The following is a 21,812-nucleotide window of genomic DNA, read 5'->3' as shown; positions in this document are numbered from 1 at the left end:
AATCTAATCTCTGTTGAATAAAACTCGGATAGATTCCTCAATTGCTTGCTGTGGTGGAGTATTATTTCCCCAAATTTTATTCGCTACGTAGAGCGTACTGAATAAAGAGGTGATGAGTATAAAACCTGATATGGTCGATAAAATTTTGTTTGCCGATGTAGAAGCAGCAGGTTGTACCCGTTTTAAGCGACGATTTTCTTTACCCAGTAAATACACTAGATAAAAACGCCGTTGGAAAATTGGCACAGAAAGCCGAATATCTACAGCGTGCTGTTGTTCAACACGAGCCTGAAACACTCTTTTTAGTTCTGCTAATTGGGTATCTGTAAAAGTAGCTGCTGTTTCTGGCGGAATACGCGCAAAAAATGTTTGTACAAAAGGATCGTTTTTAGAAATGCCTTTGTTCCGATTTTCTTTAGTCATTCGTTAAGGGTGAATATAAGTATATTTTAAAACGCAGGGTTATGTTCACTATCCCAGCACTTCCCATCCTCCCAGGTTCTGTTGGTGTGTTCACACTCAGATTTATCGAAAATCCAGGGAATAGAGGTAGGCGCGGCAGAAGAACTAGAACGGAATAGGGGACGCACCGAGGAAAATACAGAATAAAAGGTAGCAACGCTACAAACAGATAGGATAATGGAAAATACAAACAAAAAGATGATGTTACTCGGTGTCCAAAGAGGATATAAAGCTTTTGCATATTGCAATCGCTCCTTAGAACGTCGTTCTTCACCCCCCACCAACACCATATAAAATCTTAGTCCTGGTATGGGCAGTGTGACTCGTAAGTCTAAAGGATGCCGACGAGTCCAAGTATTCGAGCCAAAAGCTCTTTTGATGGCTGCGAGTTGTTCTTTAGTTAGGGTATCCTTTATCTCTGGTTGAATCTGACTAAAAAGTTCCTGAAATACAGGATCAAGTTGCTGTAACTGCTTCATCAATCGTATCTTGTTGGTATTAATTGATGCCAGAATAACAAAATTTCCTAAGCTACACCTGGAGACATTTACGTAAATATTCAAAAATTATGAACACCAAAGCATAGTTTTTGAGAAGATAAATTTGCGATTTTTGAAATTAAAATATTTTATTTTTTCTCTAACCAAAACAAATATTTTTTAACCCCTTACCAGCTAAAACTCAAGCCTAGCTTACAATTTGTTGCAACATCAGCCAAAATTAGCAGTAATTAATTGAGTTAATTTGATCAATATCAACTTTGTTTAAGATAAGTTTTCTATTGTTTATCTGAAAATGGATGTGTAAAATTTTTATGAGGTGTAAACACTTTATATTAAGTTTCAATTAAGAAAGCTAAAAACAGAAGTCAAAAGACAATTAGATTACAGGAAAATTTAACAATCATTAGCTTGACGTATAAATAAGAACCTTGACTCACCAATACATACTGAGAATAAATTAAAAGAATTATGTGTTTTGAGATATGTAGTAATACCAATTCTCTATGAAGTTGCGCCAAATAAATGATGTAGAGACGTTGCATGCAACGTCTCTACTCTACAGTACAGAATAAAGTGCATCTATGGCTACGCCAGGCAAGCTACATAAAGAAACGGTATAAGAAAAATATAATGTCCTTGTTTGTAACCCCTTCTTTTAATAATGGGGTTGTCTACACCATGCTCATGGATTTAATCCAATAATTTTCGTTCTTGATTATCAAATCTTTCAGGATTTTCTTGAACTTGTTGCCTCGCATTAAAAATTATTGTACCAAGCAAGAAGATAGCTAGACTAGCAAAAATTAATACGAAAGCAAGTATTAATATATTACTGGGGCGTTGTGGTGTCATTTTTAGGATTAATTACGAATTATGTAAAGCCTGCGGCATAACTCTGCTTAGAGCATAGTGGGATGAATTTCATGAAAAATTAAAAATGATTATTTCTCCAAGTTTGCAATGCCCAAAGACTAATGAATGCTGCTAATCCAGCCCCCAGAGAATCCATAATTAAATCTATGATAGTGTCATCTAAACTTCCAATTACTTCAGTTTTGAGAATGTTACCCGCAGACCATTCAGCAATTTCCCATAAAGCACCAATACCAATGCCAAAACTGGTAATTGTCACTACATATAAAAGTGTATGATGCCGAAATATATTCAACATGGAACTATAGACTAAAAAACTTAGTGCCAGAGTAATTGCAAAAGTCGTATAGGCATGAACAATCTCATCATAAGGCCCTGGTTTACCAAATAAACCCCATGCCCAACCCGTAGCATTGAGCAATGCAGCTAAGACAAATAGAAAATCAAACAAAGTAGGTAACTTATCATCTCGGACAACAAACACAAAAGAAGCGATGAGGAAAACTGCTAGACTCAAAGCATTTAACCACTTACCTTGAAAGACTGCTGCTGTGACAAAGATTGCTAGTAAGGCTTGCCCTATCCAAGCAATAATTCGATAACCTTTCCAATTGAGAGTTTTCATACTTTTTCATCCCAAAAATACTAATTTATAATGTCATTTTTATGATGATTTCCAATCTTTAATATAGTTGGTGTTATTTAAATTTTTAATCACTGTGTAATATCTTTCTTCTACATCTTTACGGTCTTTTTCTTGTAAGAGTTCTTCCCGACTAACGTGTAAAATTATGTCAGCATGATGCCGCAAGATTGTTTGATATTGGGTATTATTTGTATAAGTAGCAATAACAGCGATCGCAGATAATAAACGCATAGTAACTGACGCATCAGATCGCCCATAATGGCGAATTGAATTAAATGCAGCATCCATTAATTCGGAGAACTTTATACCTTCAACAATGATGCGTAGTTTATGATGGTCGTAACGATAAGGGGAAGGGAACTTTCGCTGTACAAGGTGACAAAATCCGGCACTTAATTGGTCAATACAGCGAATTGCTGTAAATGGGTCATTCACAGCAGGAGAAAGGGCGCGTAGAGAGATTTCTACTAACTGATTGATCGGAAATTCTACATCCTGCTGTTCTGTCCGTTCTTTACCGATGATGAAAGCTTGATTAATTTGTTCAGTAATTTTTTTATTTCCTTTCTCACCAGGGAAAACACAGACTAAATCGCTACCTTTAACTATAAATAATCCTGGTCGAGTATTCAGGCGTATGAGCAAATTATATTTACAAGCAGTTTTCATCAAAGCTTCGTCATCAATCGCTTGTAAATAACCAGTTTTATTGGCAGGAATTGGTAAAGCTTCCTTGTCAAAAGATACGGGAATTTCTGCAACTTTTTGATTGTGTGTTGGTTCACTACGCCCTATTTTTTCAGGAAATAGTCGATTAATAGCTAAATGTAAATCTGTACTTACATTTTGAATTACATGAGATGCCTGAATAATTGTCGAAGCATGATGAATAAAATAAATTAAAATTCCAATGCTAATAATTGCCAGTATAATCCCAACTGTCACCGCCAATTGTGGTACAAACTGACTGTATCCATCTCCTTTTCCCCGAATTGTTCTGAGTACAAATAGGCAATATATGAACGTACCAAGAAATGTACCCAAAACAACTTGATTACCTGTATCCTGCATGAAATTACGCAGAAGTCGAGGGCCGAAATTAGCCGCAGCTAGTTGCAATGCCACGATAGTAATTGAAAAAGCTGTAGCCGCAACACTTACCATTGAACCTGCTACAGCTTCTAGGAGCGATCGCGCTCCATCTGCTCCCCCAGTGTACACCCACCAATAACTAATTTCTACCTTGTCTGTACGGTCAAGATTCAGCATGATGAAAGCTAAAGCCGTAGCTACTACCGCCATAACTGCTGGTATAAACCAATAACTGGAATGCAGTTGATCCCACAGTTTGCTGATCTTGACATTTCTCATGGCTCGTTGAGTTAAGAATCTACTTTGCCGTTGTTATCTTCTGAAGAATAGGCTTGAGCAAGTAACCTGAGCGAATCACTCACACGCCGAGACTTTGGTACTTCACCTTTACCGGCTGGCCAGCCTTCACGCTGACGAGAACGGTTTCCGTCTGTTTCTTCGGTTTGGTCGTGAAATAGAATTTGTCGTGTTGGGTAGGGCAAATCAATGCCGTGTTCAACATAGAGCTTTTGCTTAATTGCAGAGATTACCTTATCTCGTGAAGATAAATCATCTGCCCGGCGTGGTGGTTTTATCCACCACCGCACACGAATGTTAACGGTACTTTCCGCAAGTTCCATTGCCAATACATCAGGGGCAGGATCTTTTAAAACTTCATCTATGCTATGTAGTGCCTCTAACATCAACTGCTTGGCTAGGTCAATGTCATCGCCGTAGCCAATACCAACATCGTATTCTAACCGGCGGTAATCAAAGGCAGTGTTGACAGTCACCGAATTAGTAAATAACTCAGCATTAGGAATCACAATTCGCCGACCATCATAAGTTCTGATTGTCGTTGCCCGTGTCTCGATATTTTCAACAGTCCCCTCAAAACCTTTAAAAACAATTTGATCATTAATTTGAAAAGGTTCAGTCAATAATATTAAAATTCCTGCCAAGAAGTTTTGCAGAATATCGCGGAAAGCAAAACCAATAGCAACACCACTAATTCCCAAAAGCTGCACCAAATCACCAGCCCTAAATGTAGGAATTACAATGGAAAGGGCAACAAATAACCCAATCAAAACCGTTGCACCTTGGGCTAACCTTCCCAACACTAATCCTAGATTGCGAGCGTAGCGACGATGGCGAGTTAATCGCTTAACTAGTGCCTTAATTCTACTAGCAATAAACAAAAAGAATATAAAAACAATCAACGCTAAGATAATGTTTGGTAGCAAAGCGATGAAACCATTAATCATGCTTTGAACCTTATCTAAAGCGGTGGAGATTTCTGCATTCATGAACTTTCCTCACGTAATTTTGGATGTGTTATTGATTAGAACTTTCTTCAAGAGAGGGAAATCTTAACTGGCAACATACAACAGTGAAGTTTTCTCATGAGAAACAAAGTTTCTTGTCTGTTCCCCATTCCCTTTTACCTTTGATGTAATAATTGTTGAATTTCCTCCCGTAATGCAGCGATTTCACTTTGCAACAGTTGAATAGATTTTGCTCCGGCTAACTCTGCTTGCTCATCATCAGCATCACGACCAATAAAAAACGTCGCTAGAGTTGCAGTCACATAACCAAATACAGCAAAGGCATACAACGCTAAGAAAAAACACAGTATCCGACCTTCAGGGGTTTGAGGGGAATACTCAGAACCCATCGTTGTCATTAACATAGCTGTCCACCATAAAGCAGTGCCGTAATTGTGCAGCCCAGATTCCCCAGGTACTTCATTTTCAAACGCATACATCCCTGCTGCTCCTAGTACAGTCACAATCGTGGTTAATGCCACAACATAACCAAATCCTCGACGGCTCACACTTGCTGCTAAAACCCTCATTCCTCGGTTAGCACGAGTCATGACTCGCAAGAGTTGCAACCCTCTTACAGCCCGTGTTGTTTGTAGTATTTTGATAACTCGGATAATCCGAAAAGTCCGCAATGCAGGTAATAACAGAGAAATAGCTGTTAACCAATTGCTTTTAATATAAGAAGGTCGATGAGGAGCGATCGCTAATTTTAGTAAAAAATCTAAAATAAAAATTATCCAGATAGTAATACTAACAGCTTGCAGTAAAGGATTTAACCCGTCGATAATTTCGATGATAAATAATCCTAGCCACACAAACCCCAACACCAACATTGGAGTTTCTAGCCAATCTTCCAACTGTTGCAAAACCTCGCTGCGTTCCCTTTCTAGGGCTTGTTTTTCTGAAAACATACTCAATACTCATAAATTTTTCCCCCACACTCCCCACACTCCCCACACTCCCCACACTCCCCACACTCCCCACACTCCCCACACCCCCACACTCCCCACACTCCCCACACTCCCCACACCCCTACACCCCCACACCCCTACACCCCCTTCTTCTCCGGCATTTCCAACACCTTGACATCAACTAAAGGTGTAATATTAAAATCTTGTTTTAGTAAATTAGTTTGAATTGCTTGGGTAAGGCGATCGCTAATTTCTTGATTAGATGCTGTAACTTCAGGTTGACGCTGCACGTAAATCACACACAGCAGGGTATCCTGACTTTGAATGTTGGCGCGGGTGAACCGCACGTTGGACTCAATTAATTTTGCTAAACCAACTTCTTCTACAGTTCTTTGTAATTCCGCGTTGGCTCGTTGGGCAAGGCTAGAGCGTTGTAAATTGGGAGAATTAATCAATTGCCAACTGAGCAAACCTGTCAAGGCGATGATAGTCACCACCAAGGCCGAAAAGAATACTCGTTTTTCACCACGCTGATAGCGAGTTCCTTGAGGTGATAACCCGAAAAATCGAAACAAGAGGGCAGCAGATAAATTGATGCCGCATAGTTGCAAAAATAGCAAAAATACTCCAGAAATTACCATGTCCCACCTGCCAATGGCACTGGACATCCCCACAATTCCCGCAGGTGGGGCTAAAGAAGCAGCCACTAACATTCCTGTAGCTGCGCCAGATACTAAACTACTCCGCTCTGACTGCACCAAGTTGAGCGAGCCTGCTGCTCCGGCTGCTAATGGTAAAATTACCGCCACGGCTGAAACCTGACTGTTTTCTACCATCAAACTCGTCGCAATTTCTTGCTGCATGATTAAACTTAGTAGCCAAGTTGTGACAATTGTGACAGCTAAAGCGACAAAATAGCGTAAAATACTACGTTGTAGAAGTTGGCGATCGCCCCAAGCCGTAGCAATGGCTGTATTCATGGCGGGGCCTGCAAACGGTGCAATTAGCATCGCCGCCACCAGTAAATAACTTGTGTTCGTATACAAACCAATCCAAACTACAAAACCTGCAACTGCGGCATAACCAAGGAAGCCTCGCCAAGAGCCGACACTTTGCAAACCCGATAGTAAAATCTCAATCGGACTGCGTTCCTCTATATCTATAACCTGCTTGGGTGCTTCCGATGCAGGCGGTTGTAGAGCCATCACCCCAGTTGGGATGAGTGTAATGTGTACCTTGGGCAAGTTTTGCAATTCCTCTAGGACTTTTCCCACCTCTCGATTAGAAATGTTAGCCATCACCACATCAATTGGTTCGTCAGTATTGGCTGCAAATTGTGCCAAGTTTGCGCCGTTATGAGATTCGACGATATCCAGAACAGCTTGTCCGTTACCTCGCGGTACTTGGATAATGAGTTGACGCATTTTCACCTCCTACCGCTAACAATCTTGCTTTTTGAGGCGATCGCTCTACTACCTAAAGAAATATTTTGGTAAAAATACGCTTTTTTTTCCTGTTAACAGTCAGCAACAAAAAAAATAATAATTTGCATCATAATTTTATGTCCAAAGAAATAAGCGGTTTCACACTTTAGCAGTAATTTGCTTGATAAATAGCATGATTCCGCTATAAAACAACTATTTATTATTTACTATTGAATTATTAGTAAACATAAAAATTCGTAGTAGAGACTTCAGTCCTTATTAAAAACTTGATACGAATATTTTTACATTACTTCAAATAGTTTATTTTTTCAAAGCGTTCTAAGAAAAACAATATGAGGTATATATAATGAGTAGTTTCATGCAGTTAGCATCAGCCGGATTATCTTTACTAACTTTAAATTTGACAGTAATTGCAGTGGGAGCATTAGAAACCTATGCTCAATCTTCATCTGTCACTAACTTTAGTGACGTTGCTGCTAATTACTGGGCAGAACCATTTATTCAAGGTTTAGCTGCCAGAAATATTGTTGTTGGCTATCCTGATGGAACATTTCGACCGAAACAGCCAATAGATAGAGATGAGTTTGCTGCAATTATTCGTAAAGCTTTTGATCAGCCGGCAGTTCGTCAGATTGCAAGTGGTGCTGTATATAAAGATGTTCCTACTGATTATTGGGCTGTTCGTCCCATTGAAGAAGCCTATCAGCAAGGATTTATGAAGGGTTATTCTGGGGGTTATTTTCGTCCCAATCAACCTGTTTCTAAAGTCGAGGCTATAGTTGCCTTAAATAGAGGTTTGGATTTAACATCTGGCGCATCAGCCGTTACCCAAACTACTCCCCCACAAAGATCAGTACCTCAACAAACTCAACCTATAGCCAGAAGAAGACCGATTTATCTTCCCTTGGCAATTACTAGTTTGATGCAGCCTTTAATTATTCCAAAAGCTCAGGCTATGCCTACTACACCCGCAACACCAAAAACAACCGAGCAACAGGCGGCAGTAGTTACTCAGCCAGCATCATCAATTGTGAATCAGACTTACAATGATGCCAACAAAATTCCAGAATATGCTGTAGGTAGTGTAGCCGCCGCCACCAAGCAAAATATAGTTGTCAACTATCCCAACCCAAAATTGCTGAATCCCAATCAACCTGCTACTAGAGGTGAAATTACAGCTTTAATTTATCAAACCTTAGTTGCTCAAAATAAAATACAACCTCTAGCCAGGAATTTATCAGCAAATCAATACATTGTTGGCACACCCAACAATAAACAAAATGTTCAATAATACCAATTTTAAAAAATACAAATTGGTTTAAATTGGGATGAATATTTCTCACTATCCAGATATCACTCTTGAGCAAGAAGGAGGAAAAACCCTAAATTTTTATCATTGTAAACATAGCATTAGGAGAACAAACAATATGGCTTTATATAAACTAGATGAGTTTGCTGCTAGTTATGGCAATGCCGAATTTGATAACTATGACATCAATGATTTTGATGTCTATTCAGACATCAATAATGAGCGAGTTGGTACTGTCAAACAGATTTTAGTAGATGATGCGGGTCGGTTTCGCTATTTAGTAGTTGATACAGGTTTTTGGTTCTTTGGTAGACAAGTATTGTTACCAATTGGGCGTTCTCGCATTGATTACAATAATCGACGGGTATATGCTATTGGTTTAACGCAGGAGCAAGTCGAGAACTTACCAGATGTTAATAATTTGGAAGAAATTGATTATGATTATGAGGAACAAGTGCGGGGAGTATATCGCCCAGTAGGCGATCGCCAATCAACAGTTGCTCATGATCGTAATACATATAACTATGACAATGAGCCAAATCTTTACGGAATAAATGAGCGGGATCATCAAAACCTCAGACTATATGAAGAACGTTTAGTTGCCAATAAATCCCGTGTGAAAACTGGAGAAGTAGCTGTTGGTAAGCGTGTAGAAACTCAAAAAGCAAGAGTTGCTGTCCCAGTGGAAAAAGAACGGGTAGTAATTGAACGCACTACACCAGAAGGAGGCACTAGAACCGTATCTCCGGCTGAAGCTGACTTCCGTGAAGGAGAAGTAACTCGCATGGGTATTTATCAAGAAACTCCTGAAATTCACAAAGAACCCGTTTTACGCGAGGAAGTGAAAGTTAAAAAAGTAGTAGATCAGGATACAGTTACAGCTGAAGAAACTCTCCGTCGTGAACAATTAGACATCGATAAAGATGATGAAAGATTACGCGGTAGAAGCAGCTAAGTAACGTTCAGATCACTATTCTTAATTAAGCTCGTAGTAAGGACTTTAATCCTAAAAGAAGGACTAAAGTCCTTACTACAAGCCTTCAATACTCAAACTTCCGCCGGGTGATACTCCTGCTGTCTTTCTACAAAGGTCTGCACCCGAGAACGGTAATCTCTAACGATTTCATCCACCCAATCCCGTTCGTTACTATTAGCATATAAATGTACTAATGGTTCACTGGCATCAGGTAGAACTAATAGCCAACTATCATGAAAAGGTTCGCGGATTTTCACACCATCGATGAGTTCTAAGTGTTGGGCGGGGTGAGTTTCCACTAGGTAGCGCATCAATGCACCCTTAGCTGACCAAGGACAGCGAATCGTATGGGTTTTATGAATGACACGGGGTAATTCTGATCTTACAGTAGCTAGCGATCGCTCTTGAATCGTCAACATCTCAATAATTTTGGCGATGCAGAACATAGAATCAAAGCCGGGATGCAACTGTGGGAAAATAAAACCAGTGTCACCGCTACCACCTAGCACCACATTGGGATTTTTTTGGCAAGCCTCCATTAATGCCGTTGGGTTAGCTTTGGTACGAATTACCCGCCCATCATGACGACGCGCCACCAATTCCACTGCACTAGAGGAATGCACCGGCACAACTACCGTGCCTCTGGGGTTAGAGGTGAGGATCATATCTACCATGAGAGCGGTTAACAGTTCACCCCGAATGGGAAACCCAGACTCATCTACTAAAATTAACTGTTCCCCATTAGCAGATACCTGCACGCCAAAATTAGCTTTCAACGCTTCCACCACATGACCCAACTGAGTTAGCAATGCTTCCCGGTCGGTACTAGATACAGCATTTTTATTCAAGCTAGCATTCAGGACAACGGCATCTGCACCAAATTTATCTAACATTTGGGGTAACACTGCCCCAGACACCGCATAAACGTAATCAATTACCACCTTGGCGCGGCTGTTTTGCAGAGCCGAAACATTTAACAGTTTCTCAAAAGCTGTACAGTAAAGGTCTATAACTTGGCTGGGGTAAGCAACATCACCAATTTCATGGGCGAGGGCGCGGCGCATATCTTCTTTAAAGAAAGCCCCCTCAATTTTCTTTTCCTGAGCTTTGGAGATATTAATCCCCTTACCATCCATAAATTCTATCAGGATGTAGTCGGGGCGATCGGGATGGACTCGCACATGAATACCTCCCGCTATTTTCATGGTAGGTATGACTGTCCGGGCAATGGGGATGGCTGTAGCATCCAAGTTATGCACATCTACACCCACTGACATCAAACCCGCAATTAATGACCTTGTCACCATGCGGGAGACGTTGCGTTGGTCACGGGAGACAGCTACCTTTAATTTTGGTTTTAAGGTAGAACCATAAGCCGCCCCCAACTTCACGGCAAATTCTGGGGTGATATCGATATTAGCTAACCCTTGTACACCACGTTGCCCAAATAGATTGCGTTGGGCAGTGCTACCCCAAATCAGGTTAATATTTAAAATTGCTCCTGATTCAATTTTCTTACTCGGCCAAACTCTCACACCGGGGCTAATTTGGGCTTCTTCCCCAATGGTAGATAAAGAACCAACTACAGCCGCCTCTAAAACATGGGCGCGTCTGTCTACACGCGTCCCACGGGAAATTACACAGGCACTCAATTGGGCTTCTTCCCCAATAACTGCCCCATTCCAAACAATGGGACGTTTGAGATTAGCATCAGCCCCAACGGTGACATTATCCCCGATGATAGTTCCGGCTTCGATTTGCACTCTTGCACCGATGCGGCAATTGCTACCAATTAAAGCCGGGGGTTCGATATGGGCTGAGGGGTCAATGTAGGTATTTTGTCCTACCCACAAGCCGGTAGTTTCTTCTCTGTAGGCAAAATCGAGTTTGACTTTCTGTTCTAAAGCATCATACTGGGCTTCCCGATAGGCATCTAGGTGTCCGACATCACACCAGTAACCTTGGGCAATGTAACCATACATTGGTTCATCTTTGGCTAGTAGCAAGGGAAATAAATCTTTAGAAAAGTCGCATTCTGTATGGTCGGGGAGATATTCTAAAACTTCGGGTTCGAGAATATAAGTACCAGTGTTGACCGTATCTGAAAAAATTTCACTGGTGGAGGGTTTTTCTAAAAAGCGTTTAATTTTACCTGCTTCATCAGTAATTACTACGCCAAACTCGATTGGGTTAGGAACTCTAGTTAAAATGAGAGTAGCTTTGGATTGGTTTTGCTTGTGAAAGGCGATCGCAGCTGTTAAATCAAAATCTGTGATACTATCACCACTAATCACTAAAAAAGTTTCATCCAAAAGTTCCGCAATGTTTTTTACACAACCTGCTGTTCCCAAAGGTTGGTCTTCTTCTACGGCGTAGGTCATTTGTACGCCAAAATCGCTGCCATCCTGAAAATAATCCCGCAACACATCAGGTAAGTAATGCAGTGTGGCAATCACTTCTGTGATTTGATGTCTTTTGAGTAAATTGATAATATGTTCAGCGATCGGTCGGTTGAGAATCGGCACCATCGGTTTTGGTAGATCGCAAGTTAACGGGCGAAGTCGCGTTCCTGAACCGCCTGCCATCAGCACTGCACGCATAAATCCTCCTTAACTTTTCCCAGCTATAAGCTGTCTGCAAACCTGTGAGAGTATATTGTGTTTTTATCCAGTTTCCTACAAACAGTGATGATTGAGGAACTTCCGCCAGAGACATCTAATACCAATTTTGGATTTTGGATTTTGAATTTTGAATTGCCAGCCTACATTCATAGGCTATTAAGTAGAACAGGGTAAATAACTAAAGGTTTGTAGTGAGAACTTTAGTTCTCAAAAAAGGACTAAAGTCCTTACTACGAACTGAATCTTAGTCTTTTTACATTACTTAACATAGTTCGTTTTTTTCAACTGGTTCTACTTACAGCAGATCAAAATAATACTACCTATCCTAATCTGGTATAAGGGAAATAAGTATAAGTGCTGATTGCGTGAAATCGTTAATGTCTGGATTGGGCTACACCTACCCTAGACAATCAACCTCATGCAACACTTACTACTAAAAAAGTTCCTACTGCTCAGGGTTTCATTATGTTAGCTACCAGTTGCTTCTGAAGCAACCAGCCAGAAGGAAAAAGTAATATACAAATTTCAGAATAGCCTGCATATCTCAAAGCTGTGTTCCCATTCGAGTAATGAGTAATGAGTAATGAGTAAGAAATTTACTTATTACTTACTACTTATTACTCATTACTTAATACTAATGGTGTACCTAACTTACTTCAAAAGTGCCGTATCAGTGAACCCGCCCCTACACCCTCTTGTTAACCTGAAATCCCTGATTAAAACCATAGCGAACAGTTCTAAATTCTACGTGGTTAGTGGTGGGAGTGTAGAGAGTATATTTAGCTTCCCCTGGTGTTCGTCCTACATTTCCCACTCCAATAACTTGACGCGGTAAAATCTCCACCTTTTGAGGAGATAGTTCACTATCAAGAGTAGTAATACCTGTAGTCACTGAACCGGCTTGCAACTGATATTGAAAAGCTAAACCAGAACGTCCACAAAATAAATTATTGGCTTGCATTCGTGAGAGGCGGTCAAGCATTTGAATTGGTGGTGTATCTGGTGTTAATTCCTCATCAATAGATACAGTTGTACCATGAATTAATAAACAATCTAGTTCAAAAAAACCAAAGTCTAAATTTCTTAACCATTGTACTGTTTGACGGGAAACAGATTCCCAAAGTAACTTAACTGTTTCTCCACCATATTTTGCTATTAAATCATTTGGTTCTCCAGTAGACCCTAGACCATGCAAAATAAAACACTGTTCCTCCCACCAACCTTTACAAATCAGTGGTTCTAACTCTCCTCGTCTGGGGTTATGTACTCGTTCTACTAATTTTTCTACTTCTGGTCTTGGCCCTACTAAATCACCCAAAATATATAAAGCCTCAACTTGATTAATTTGGCGTTTAATATCTGCTAAGACAGCTTCATATGCCGTTAAATTACCTTCGATTCCGCTTAAAATTGCCCACTTGTTCATTTAAATTTTTGCTCTGAAAGGGTGTAGGGGTGTAGGGGAGCAGGGAGCAGGGGAGCAGGGGGCAGGGGGCAGGGGGTAGGGGGAGTGTGGGGAGAGAGGGGAGAGAGGGGAGTGTGGGGGGAAAGATTTGTTCTCCACCTCCCACACCTCCCACACCTCCCACACCTCCCACACCCTGCCCTGACGAGGTTTCAGCTTAACAAGCGTGCTATTCCCCATGCCCAATGCCCAATTCCCAATTCCCTTTATCTAGTACAAACATGGGTTGGGTCATCTGCTCTTTCTGCATATTCTAAGCCTTGGGCTAAACGCCATGCAAAAATGCTGGGTAAGCCTTTGTCAATTATCGCTGCACAGGTTTTTTGATAGTCGTAAGGTACTTCTCTTAAATTTATTGCTTGAGTATCTGTGTCATAAATGACATATGTAGCATTGGGTCGCCCATGTCGGGGTTCTCCGACTGAACCGACATTGATAATTCGCTTCATAGGTGCAGTAAAACTCATTTCTTTCTCTTCTATTTCTGCACTGTGAACACGAACTTGCAGACTACCTGCGTCTAAAGTACGGACATAGGGTACATGAGTATGACCACAAAATAATACATCTGCATCTGCGGAAATTACTCTTTCTAAGGCGGCAAAAGCGTCAAGTTCTGGTAACAAATATTCATGGTTACTTTGGGGACTACCATGAAAGAAAACTAAATTATCTTGACTTAAGCCGTGGGGTAATGTGGCAAGAAAGTCACGGTTTTCGGGATGCAGTTCTTGATGTGTCCATTCGTGGGCGATTTTACCGCGTTTTTCTGCTAATAGCGAAGGGTAGCTACACTCACAGGAGTTTAAGCCTTCGACAATGTCCTCATCCCAACACCCTGCACAGGTGGGAATATCTAGAGAACGAATTTGTGTCACTACAGCATTGGGATATGGGCCGTATCCTACTAAATCACCGAGACAAAAGATTTTTTCAGCTTTTTGTTGGTCAATATCTAATAAAACTGCATCTAAGGCTTCATAATTACCATGAATGCAGGACATGACTGCTATTTTCACTCGATGATCTCCTCAATTAAAATTTGTTTTACTTGTTGTTGATATTGTGCGATCGCCGTTTCTGATAAATAGCAATCTTCTAAAGTTTGTCTCATGGTAGACTCATCTAAATTCTGTCCTAATACTTCCATCCCGCTAAAGCGTTGCGGTCTGCCCTCCAAGTGGCGTGGTAAGTGTAGTTCTAGAAAATCGATTGTTGGTACACCTGCAACAAAATCGGCATATAGTACCCGGCCATCAGCCACATCAAAAATCCCCTTGGCGCGACTCACACAACCATAAGCACCATGAGTAATTTCATACCAAAATTCTCGTAAACTATCTTCGTCGATGACTTGGCCTCTACTGGGAACACGCCAAAGTCTATTGGCGGTAATATCAGGGTCAATATCCGCACCTGGAATAATTTTGTCTGCCCAAGCATGATACTCAGAATCTTGCAGTTGAGGCGGCAGTATAGCCAAGGCTTGGTAAGATAAATTATCTAATATTTGTCGTATACTGCTCAATTCCAGATAAAACCCTAATTCTATATAGACAGTTTCGGCTGTTGCTAATTGTTGTAGAAACTCAACTTCTTGCCCATCCTGAAAAACTTGCACATGAGGAAATTCCGCAGCTAACCGCGTCTGGTCAATCGGAACGTTGCCAGTACCAGGACTAAAATAAATTATCTTTTCATTAGCAGAGAGATTTTGCATCTGGTGACAAATCCAAGTAGTTTTGCCACCACCAGCAGGGCCAGCAACAACAGTTATATTTAGTACACTCATATTTGAATGATAATCATTTTCATGAGTTTTTGCCAAGTAATACCCATTTTGGATTTTGGATTAAAAGCCTAGATTCTTAGCCTATTCCAGAATCTCAAAACAATACTACCTATCCCATTTCGGTACTGTACCAATTCAAGAAAAGTATTCAGGATTGATTAATTTTGAATTTTGAATTGTTAATGCCAGTAGTCGGTGACTTCGTAACCTAGTTCTTCTAGCATTTGTCTGAGCAGGGGTAAACTTAGTCCGATGACGTTGCTATGACAACCTGCAATTTTTTCAACAAATAAACTACCAAAACCTTCTAGGGCAAATGCACCGGCACACTTGAGGGGTTCGCCTGTGGCTACGTAGGCTTCAATGGTGCGATCGCTAATTTCAGCAAAGTATACTCTTGTTACCTGACATTTAACTACGGTGCGGTTGTGGTCGATGTCAATTAAAACATGACCTGTGTATAAATCACCATACTTACCCCGCATTAATTGCCAACGAGCGATCGCTTCAGCAGCGTCTTTTGGTTTGCCATGAATCTTACCATCAATTGCTAATACTGAGTCACAACCCATAATTAACCCTGATGCAAACTGTGGTACTACTGTTTCTGCTTTCCGTTGAGCTAGAATTTGAACTAATTCTCCAGGTTCAGCAATTTTAATTTGAGACTCATCAAAATCGCTGGGGCTGACAATTGGTTCAATACCAACAGTTTGTAGTAAACGTCGTCGTGCAGGAGAGGCTGAGGCTAGTACAAATTGGGGAATTTGCATAGAATTTTTGGGTAAGATACAAACAATTTTAGATTTTGGATTTTAGATTTTAGATTCAATTCCAAATCCAAAATTTAAAATCTAAAATTCGGAGAGTCAAGAGTTTTGTAGAGAAGGCGTATTAGAAAAAGTAATGAGTAATGAGTAATGAGTAATGAGTAAGAAGTTTACTTATGGCGATTTCCAGTTAAGTGAGGTATGGATAATATTTTGAAACGCAGAGGAGCGCGGAGTAAAGCGCATTCGCCGTCAGGCGTTCCCGAAGGGTAGGTACGCAGAGATTTATACCTCAGCAGGCTGGGAAAAGCTATATTACTTATTACTTATTACTTATTACTCATGCTCTACCTCACTTACTATTTAATAGACTGAAAAAGAATCAACTACATCTTCCATTGTCCTTTTAAGTTTTGACCAACGTTTTTCGGGAATAGAAGCGTTAAAAGTGAAGAGCTTACCACGGCTCACCGCGACACTAGCAACGTTGTGACGTTTTTGTTGATTAGCAAGTGTTACTAAATACTCAAGAATATAGTATATTTTCCCATCAGACTCTTTCTCTAGAGCATTGACCAATTCCGCCGAACGGCCGGAATCAACAGGTGCTAAAGCGGCTTTACCTAATTTGTAACCTACTTCCGTGGGTGTACCTAATTCTTCTAGGGTTTTGTTTTCGGGAACAGGACTAATAACTACAGAGACGTTTTCGGATATCTCAATTAAATCGTGAAATACAACATCTGGGCCATTGGCAACTTTTACCTGCAACCAGCCATTAGGGTATAAAAATTGATAGCCATCATTTGTGTCTACAAAGCTTTTAAATCCAGCAGCAGAGGCAATACCAGGATTACTGAAGGTGAAGCTTAATACTAATAGCAAAATAAATACAAGTCTTTTCCACATTTTTGATATTTTCCTTTCGGCTGGCAGCAATACGAGCAAGCATAATTTCTCATTTTCATTGTCCCATCAACTGTGACCCTTGGCATCAGGTTAACCAAAACTATGCTTTGTCTTTCCTTTGCTTAAATCTGGGGTATACATATCTGACTTTTCACGTTATGTGGAAAAGTTAACGTGAAACCTAACCCCCAACCCCTTCCCTACAAGGGAAGGGGAGCAAGAATCAAAGCCTCTCTCCTTGCAGGGGAGAGGTTTGGAGAGGGGTTTTCCAGATCCCGTGAAAAGTTAGATACATATCTCCAAAATAAACCTACGCATAGACGGCAGGGGGCAGGGGGCAGGGGAAGAATTATCTGTAGCCGGGATTTAGAGAAATGGTATTATTCATACTGACGCACCCTTGGTTACTACACCCCACACCCTACCTCTGACAAGTGTAGGTTTTTTGCCAACCAGTAAGTAATGACTCTCACACTCACAAAAGAATCATCGTTTTACTAACCCCTACACCCCTACACCCCTACACCCCTACACCCTGTTCATTAACTAGCAGGTGTAGGTTCTTCTACGGGACGAATAATCGCTGGTGCTGGTGTTACTTCTGGTTGGAAAATTGCCTGTAATGCTTGTTCTAAGGTTTGCGCCATGACAATGCGATTTTCGTAAGCTACGACTACGCGGACTAAAGTTGGTAGACTGTTTTGTGTAGCTTCTAGATAAATCGGCTCAACGTATAGTAAGGAGTCTTCTATGGGTATGATTAATAAATTGCCTTGAATGGCTCTAGAACCTTGACGATTCCATAGAGAAATTTGTTGAGAAATCACGGGATCTTGATTAATTCGGGCTTCAATTTGTTGTGGCCCATATACTAAGCGTTCTTTCGGGAAGTTATACAATAGCAATTTACCGTAGTTTTCCCCGTCCGATCGCGCTGCTAACCACGCAATTAAGTTAGTTCTTTGCTTGGGTGTGTAGGGTAAGAGCAAGATAAATTCTTCAAAGGGGACACCGGGTAGGCTGGTAATCAAATAATAAGGGTCTACGAAACGAGACTCTGTACCGTAAATTTCCTTGGGTATCTGCCACAGGTCTTCCCGGTTGTAAAATACTAGGGGATCTGTCATGTGGTAGGTCATCAACCTTTCCGATTGAATTGAGAAGAAGTCTACCGGATAGCGGATATGTTTGCGGAGCATGACCGGCATATTATCCAAGGGCTGGAACATATCAGGAAATATCGCTGACCAAGTGGCAATGATCGGATCTCTGGGGTCAGCAATATAAAATTTGACTGTGCCGTTGTAAGCGTCAACGACGATTTTGACTGAGTTACGAATGTAATTAATCCCTTCATTGCTAGGATCTGAGTAGGGATAGCGATCGCTAGTAGTGTAAGCATCGACAATCCAGTAAAGATAATTGTCAACACCGGGAAACTTTGGATTAGCTTCTGCACTGACTAAGTAGGGGTCACTGTCAAATCTTAAAAATGGCGCGATAGCTCTGATTCTTTGCTTGACATTCCGCCGAAATAATACTTTAGTTTCCGGTAAAAAGTCTCGTGTAAACAACATTTGCCAATCTTTGAGATAAGTGGCAAATAATAACCGTCGCCAGTTTCTACCAATACGAACACCACCCAAGCCATCATAGGTATTGTAAGCATTATCACTGCCACTGGGATAATCCAATTCTTGGACTCTTGTATTAGTCATGACATAATTATTGGTAATTTCCCCGTAATAAATCCGGGGTTGCCCAATGGGAATGCTGTCACGAATGGCTTGATTTGCCGTAGTGAGGGGGCTATCATCACTACCAGCAATATCTTTGACAAAATATTCTGGTAATCCTCCCGGCCCTACTGTATTGACGGGACTCATGGTAAACCCGTAGCCGTGAGTATAAATTAAATGTCGGTTTACCCAGGTTTGTGCCTGCTGGGGTACGGCACTGTAGTCTAATTCCCGTGCAGCAATTAGCACCTGTCGTCTTTCTTTAGACTCATTGATTTCCTCGTCAGGGATGGGTAAGGATCGGGGTGCGGCTGGCCGTCTGGCTTTAATTTCATTTTCTATGGTATAACGGTCAATATCTGCATCAGGGAAGCGGTAGTAAGGTCGGAATTGTTGTAGTTGGCGGTTGGTTTCTAGGAGTGGTCGCTGATCCCAAAGACGAATGTTGCGAATTGTTAAGTCATTGTTTCTAATATCCGCTTCTGTGAGGTTGCCTTGGGGGTTAAAATCTTTGGCGTTGATGGAGTCTAAATCAAATGCCTGTCGAGTTAAGGCAATGGTGCGCTGAATGTATGGTGCTTCCCGTTGTATTTCGTTGGGTTGAACAATTAAATACTGCACCACGGTGGGTAAGATATTACCTGCTACTACAACTAAAAATAGATATAAACTTAAGCCATAAAACACGAATTGACGATAACGAGATGCGCGCCGCCAAAAGATTGTTCGCCACAGCAGATAAGTAGCGATCGCCATTGCTAAACCACACAAGCCGTTGTAAACTGGCAGCTGCACAGTAACATCGGTGTAGCTAGCTCCATAACTGACTCCACGGGGAGAATAAACTAATTCATAGCGACTCAACCAATAACTAAAAGCTACCAACAACATCAATAAGCCACCCATGCCATATAAATGACGTTGTTGGCGGGATGAAAAACCGGGGAATATACCTTGACTAAGACTGTCGCCAGATAAAAGATAGGTGAGAGTCACAGCCACAAAACCATACAAAAACATCCCCATTAGCCAGACTTCCAGCAATTCCCAAAAGGGGAGAGAAAATATATAAAAGCTGATATCTAGACCAAATAAAGGCTCAGTGCGGTTAAAGGGTGTAGGGTGGAAATATTGCAGGACTTTAGCCCAGTTATGATACGTAATTAAGCCTAAGAAGATGCTGAGAATAACAGCGATCGCATTGAGTAAAAACTGGGAATACATTAAAATTGCGATCGTGGCAACAATTGCTATACCCAGATACAACACTTGAGCAAAACTCTGTACACCTAACTGCCACAGTGTTTCTAATCGGAATGGTACAATTAGCTGAGTTTTGTTAGTTGCGGACAAGTACCCAACAGCAATTTGACCGTAGTGAGCTAGCATTAACCCCACCAATAAGCTCAATATTAAACTCAGAGGTAGTAGCCAGCGTAATTTTAACGGTTTTAAAGTTTGTTCATCATACTTAGTTGCCTGACGAGGTTGAACCGACTGAGAACTCAGGAGTTTTTTTAATTCGCTCCTGAGACTGACTGCCTCTAGCTGAACTTCCTTTATCTTCCCTGGGTGGAGATACTTCAGCCGTTGCGCCAAAGCCAGATTTCCCAAAATATAGGCAGCCGTCACCCCAGTTATAACCACCCATAAACCACCACGAGTCACCAACCTGACTAAAAATACTCGTAAATAGCCGACTTCCTGAAACCAAAAAATTTCTGCTCCCAAGCGGGAACTGATATCTATGAACAGCCACAGACCCAGGAATAGTATTAATATTCTTACAAACCAGTTCTTAAACATATTTTAATTATGGGGCATTGGGCATTGGGCATTGGGCATGGGGTATGGGGCATGGGATGATTTTGTGTTGCCTAGCTTCCCCAGAGTTCATAATTATGCCGTGTGCAACTTTCTTTCAAACCTAACCCCCAGCCCCTTCCCTACATAGCTTGCTTCTCCGAAGGAGTGGGAAGGGGAGCAAGAATCAAAGTAGAGACGTTGCATGCAACGTCTCTACAGTTGGAGGGGACAGGTACTCTACAAGAAGAGCTTCGCTCTATGGAGAGGGGTTTTAATAATAAGTTGCACATTGGGTTAATTATGAACTCAACCTTCAACAGTCCCTATTATTTCCTATTTTTTAGGTTAATTAAATATGAGAAAATAATATATGGGGATTAATGGACTGTTGATTTTTGACTCGAAACTAAAAAGCTCACTTAAGACAGTCTCAACATTTACTTTTTTGCATCAATCCTGTAAATCAATTTTACCGTTGTTGGTGATTGCTATCTACATTGTAGTTAATGCCAATTCTCAACAAACTCGGAACAGGTAATTGATGATTTGCGTCTCTGCGATTAGTAGCATTGAGTAAATTTATACAGCATAAACATTATACACAATGCTGATGAGTTATCAGTTATCAGTCAACATCGATAACTGATGTGAATTGCGGTTTATCAGGTGGCATCTACGAACTAACGCAATCAGAAATTTTTGGCTGAGGTTCAGATGAATAGCAAGATTTATATTGGCATGATGGCATTACCTATTTATTTATACAATGCCGATGTCAATCTTCTCAATCATGATCAATTAGCAAGTTTCTCGAATAAATTATCAGGAGTCAATTTTGTGGTTGCTGAAAACACAAATTCTCAATCACAGATGATGTCATGGCTCATAGCAGGTAGAGATGAGCAAACCGAAGATTGCTTACGAACTCGCATTTGTCAAGACTAGGGGGATAATTCGTAATTCGTAATTCGTAATTCGTAATTCGTAATTCGTAATTCGTAATACCGCTACCCGGAAGCAATCTACGTAACGATGCTCCCGCCCCGCTTCTCTACGAGACGCTACCGCGAACGCTAACGTAATTCGTAATAAATTTTACTATTTGTTTTCAAATATCAAGTAAATATTAAGTAGTGGCGTGGCAAGGCTAAAGTATTGCATGAGAATTTTTTTGTAACATTTTAGTCCG

Annotated in this window: 19 protein-coding genes; 4 read left to right on the top strand and 15 right to left on the bottom strand. The window is 40.9% G+C overall.

All coding sequences use genetic code 11. The annotated features are described in order from the left end of the window. Window positions 1-3 precede the first annotated feature (3 nt). The 8 genes from ACPZ3T_RS14855 to ACPZ3T_RS14820 form a co-directional block, all read right to left on the bottom strand. On the bottom strand, window positions 4-423 hold the full coding sequence (locus ACPZ3T_RS14855) for a hypothetical protein (RefSeq protein WP_490270262.1): 420 nt from the start codon (window positions 421-423) through the stop codon (window positions 4-6). A 26-nt stretch (window positions 424-449) separates the two neighbouring features. Further along, a complete protein-coding gene (locus ACPZ3T_RS14850) occupies window positions 450-941 on the bottom strand; it encodes a hypothetical protein (RefSeq protein WP_490270261.1) in 492 nt (163 codons plus the stop codon). A gap of 955 nt (window positions 942-1,896) precedes the next feature. Further along, on the bottom strand, window positions 1,897-2,463 hold the full coding sequence (locus ACPZ3T_RS14845; protein ID WP_490270260.1) for a DUF2238 domain-containing protein: 567 nt from the start codon (window positions 2,461-2,463) through the stop codon (window positions 1,897-1,899). Between the two features lie 39 nt (window positions 2,464-2,502). Then, on the bottom strand, window positions 2,503-3,855 hold the full coding sequence (locus ACPZ3T_RS14840; protein ID WP_490270259.1) for a DUF2254 domain-containing protein: 1,353 nt from the start codon (window positions 3,853-3,855) through the stop codon (window positions 2,503-2,505). Window positions 3,856-3,866: 11 nt separating this feature from the next. Then, window positions 3,867-4,862: a mechanosensitive ion channel family protein gene (locus ACPZ3T_RS14835; RefSeq protein ID WP_490270258.1), complete on the bottom strand. Its 996-nt coding sequence runs from the start codon at window positions 4,860-4,862 to the stop codon at window positions 3,867-3,869. 134 nt (window positions 4,863-4,996) lie between these two features. Further along, a complete protein-coding gene (locus ACPZ3T_RS14830; RefSeq protein ID WP_490270257.1) occupies window positions 4,997-5,791 on the bottom strand; it encodes a potassium channel family protein in 795 nt (264 codons plus the stop codon). Between the two features lie 9 nt (window positions 5,792-5,800). Further along, entirely contained in the window at window positions 5,801-5,926 is a 126-nt protein-coding gene (locus ACPZ3T_RS14825) for a hypothetical protein (RefSeq protein WP_490270256.1), read from the bottom strand. A gap of 2 nt (window positions 5,927-5,928) precedes the next feature. Beyond that, complete coding sequence (locus tag ACPZ3T_RS14820; RefSeq protein ID WP_490270255.1) at window positions 5,929-7,215, bottom strand: DUF389 domain-containing protein; 1,287 nt, start codon at window positions 7,213-7,215, stop codon at window positions 5,929-5,931. A gap of 367 nt (window positions 7,216-7,582) precedes the next feature. Between ACPZ3T_RS14820 and ACPZ3T_RS14815 the strand changes: the two genes are divergently transcribed. Together ACPZ3T_RS14815 and ACPZ3T_RS14810 are read left to right on the top strand one after the other, a co-directional pair. Further along, window positions 7,583-8,527, top strand: coding sequence for an S-layer homology domain-containing protein (locus ACPZ3T_RS14815; RefSeq protein ID WP_490270254.1), 945 nt, complete (start codon window positions 7,583-7,585; stop codon window positions 8,525-8,527). 136 nt (window positions 8,528-8,663) lie between these two features. Continuing rightward, window positions 8,664-9,500, top strand: a complete 837-nt coding sequence (locus tag ACPZ3T_RS14810) for a DUF2382 domain-containing protein (RefSeq protein WP_490270253.1) — start codon at window positions 8,664-8,666, stop codon at window positions 9,498-9,500. 92 nt (window positions 9,501-9,592) lie between these two features. Here the strand turns inward: ACPZ3T_RS14810 and ACPZ3T_RS14805 are convergent, their stop codons facing one another. The 6 genes from ACPZ3T_RS14805 to psbP all read right to left on the bottom strand — a co-directional run bounded on the left by ACPZ3T_RS14805 (window position 9,593) and on the right by psbP (window position 17,078). Further along, window positions 9,593-12,121 (bottom strand): mannose-1-phosphate guanyltransferase, encoded by a 2,529-nt coding sequence (locus tag ACPZ3T_RS14805; RefSeq protein WP_490270252.1) that lies wholly within the window; start codon window positions 12,119-12,121, stop codon window positions 9,593-9,595. A gap of 706 nt (window positions 12,122-12,827) precedes the next feature. Continuing rightward, entirely contained in the window at window positions 12,828-13,568 is a 741-nt protein-coding gene (locus tag ACPZ3T_RS14800) for a metallophosphatase (RefSeq protein ID WP_490270251.1), read from the bottom strand. 245 nt (window positions 13,569-13,813) lie between these two features. Beyond that, complete coding sequence (locus ACPZ3T_RS14795) at window positions 13,814-14,626, bottom strand: metallophosphoesterase family protein (RefSeq protein WP_490270250.1); 813 nt, start codon at window positions 14,624-14,626, stop codon at window positions 13,814-13,816. Next, window positions 14,623-15,399 (bottom strand): CobW C-terminal domain-containing protein, encoded by a 777-nt coding sequence (locus ACPZ3T_RS14790; RefSeq protein ID WP_490270249.1) that lies wholly within the window; start codon window positions 15,397-15,399, stop codon window positions 14,623-14,625. Before ACPZ3T_RS14790 ends, ACPZ3T_RS14795 begins: the two co-directional genes overlap by 4 nt. Before the next feature lie 179 nt (window positions 15,400-15,578). Then, window positions 15,579-16,172: a Maf family protein gene (locus ACPZ3T_RS14785; RefSeq protein ID WP_490270248.1), complete on the bottom strand. Its 594-nt coding sequence runs from the start codon at window positions 16,170-16,172 to the stop codon at window positions 15,579-15,581. A gap of 360 nt (window positions 16,173-16,532) precedes the next feature. After that, a complete protein-coding gene (psbP, locus tag ACPZ3T_RS14780) occupies window positions 16,533-17,078 on the bottom strand; it encodes a photosystem II reaction center PsbP (RefSeq protein ID WP_490270247.1) in 546 nt (181 codons plus the stop codon). A gap of 174 nt (window positions 17,079-17,252) precedes the next feature. Here psbP and ACPZ3T_RS14775 point away from each other — a divergent pair, with 174 nt between their 5' ends. Continuing rightward, entirely contained in the window at window positions 17,253-17,471 is a 219-nt protein-coding gene (locus tag ACPZ3T_RS14775; RefSeq protein WP_490270246.1) for a hypothetical protein, read from the top strand. Between the two features lie 149 nt (window positions 17,472-17,620). On the opposite strand, the gene ACPZ3T_RS14770 is transcribed toward ACPZ3T_RS14775, so the two are convergent. Continuing rightward, the gene (locus ACPZ3T_RS14770) at window positions 17,621-20,623 is read right to left on the bottom strand and encodes a UPF0182 family protein (RefSeq protein ID WP_490270245.1); all 3,003 of its coding nucleotides are present in this window, start codon (window positions 20,621-20,623) and stop codon (window positions 17,621-17,623) included. Between the two features lie 714 nt (window positions 20,624-21,337). Between ACPZ3T_RS14770 and ACPZ3T_RS14765 the strand changes: the two genes are divergently transcribed. After that, a complete protein-coding gene (locus ACPZ3T_RS14765; protein WP_490270244.1) occupies window positions 21,338-21,568 on the top strand; it encodes a hypothetical protein in 231 nt (76 codons plus the stop codon). Window positions 21,569-21,812: the final 244 nt, after the last annotated feature.

It is taken from the genome of Aliinostoc maniaoense, assembly GCF_058172895.1.
This window is presented reverse-complemented; position numbering and strand designations above follow the sequence as displayed.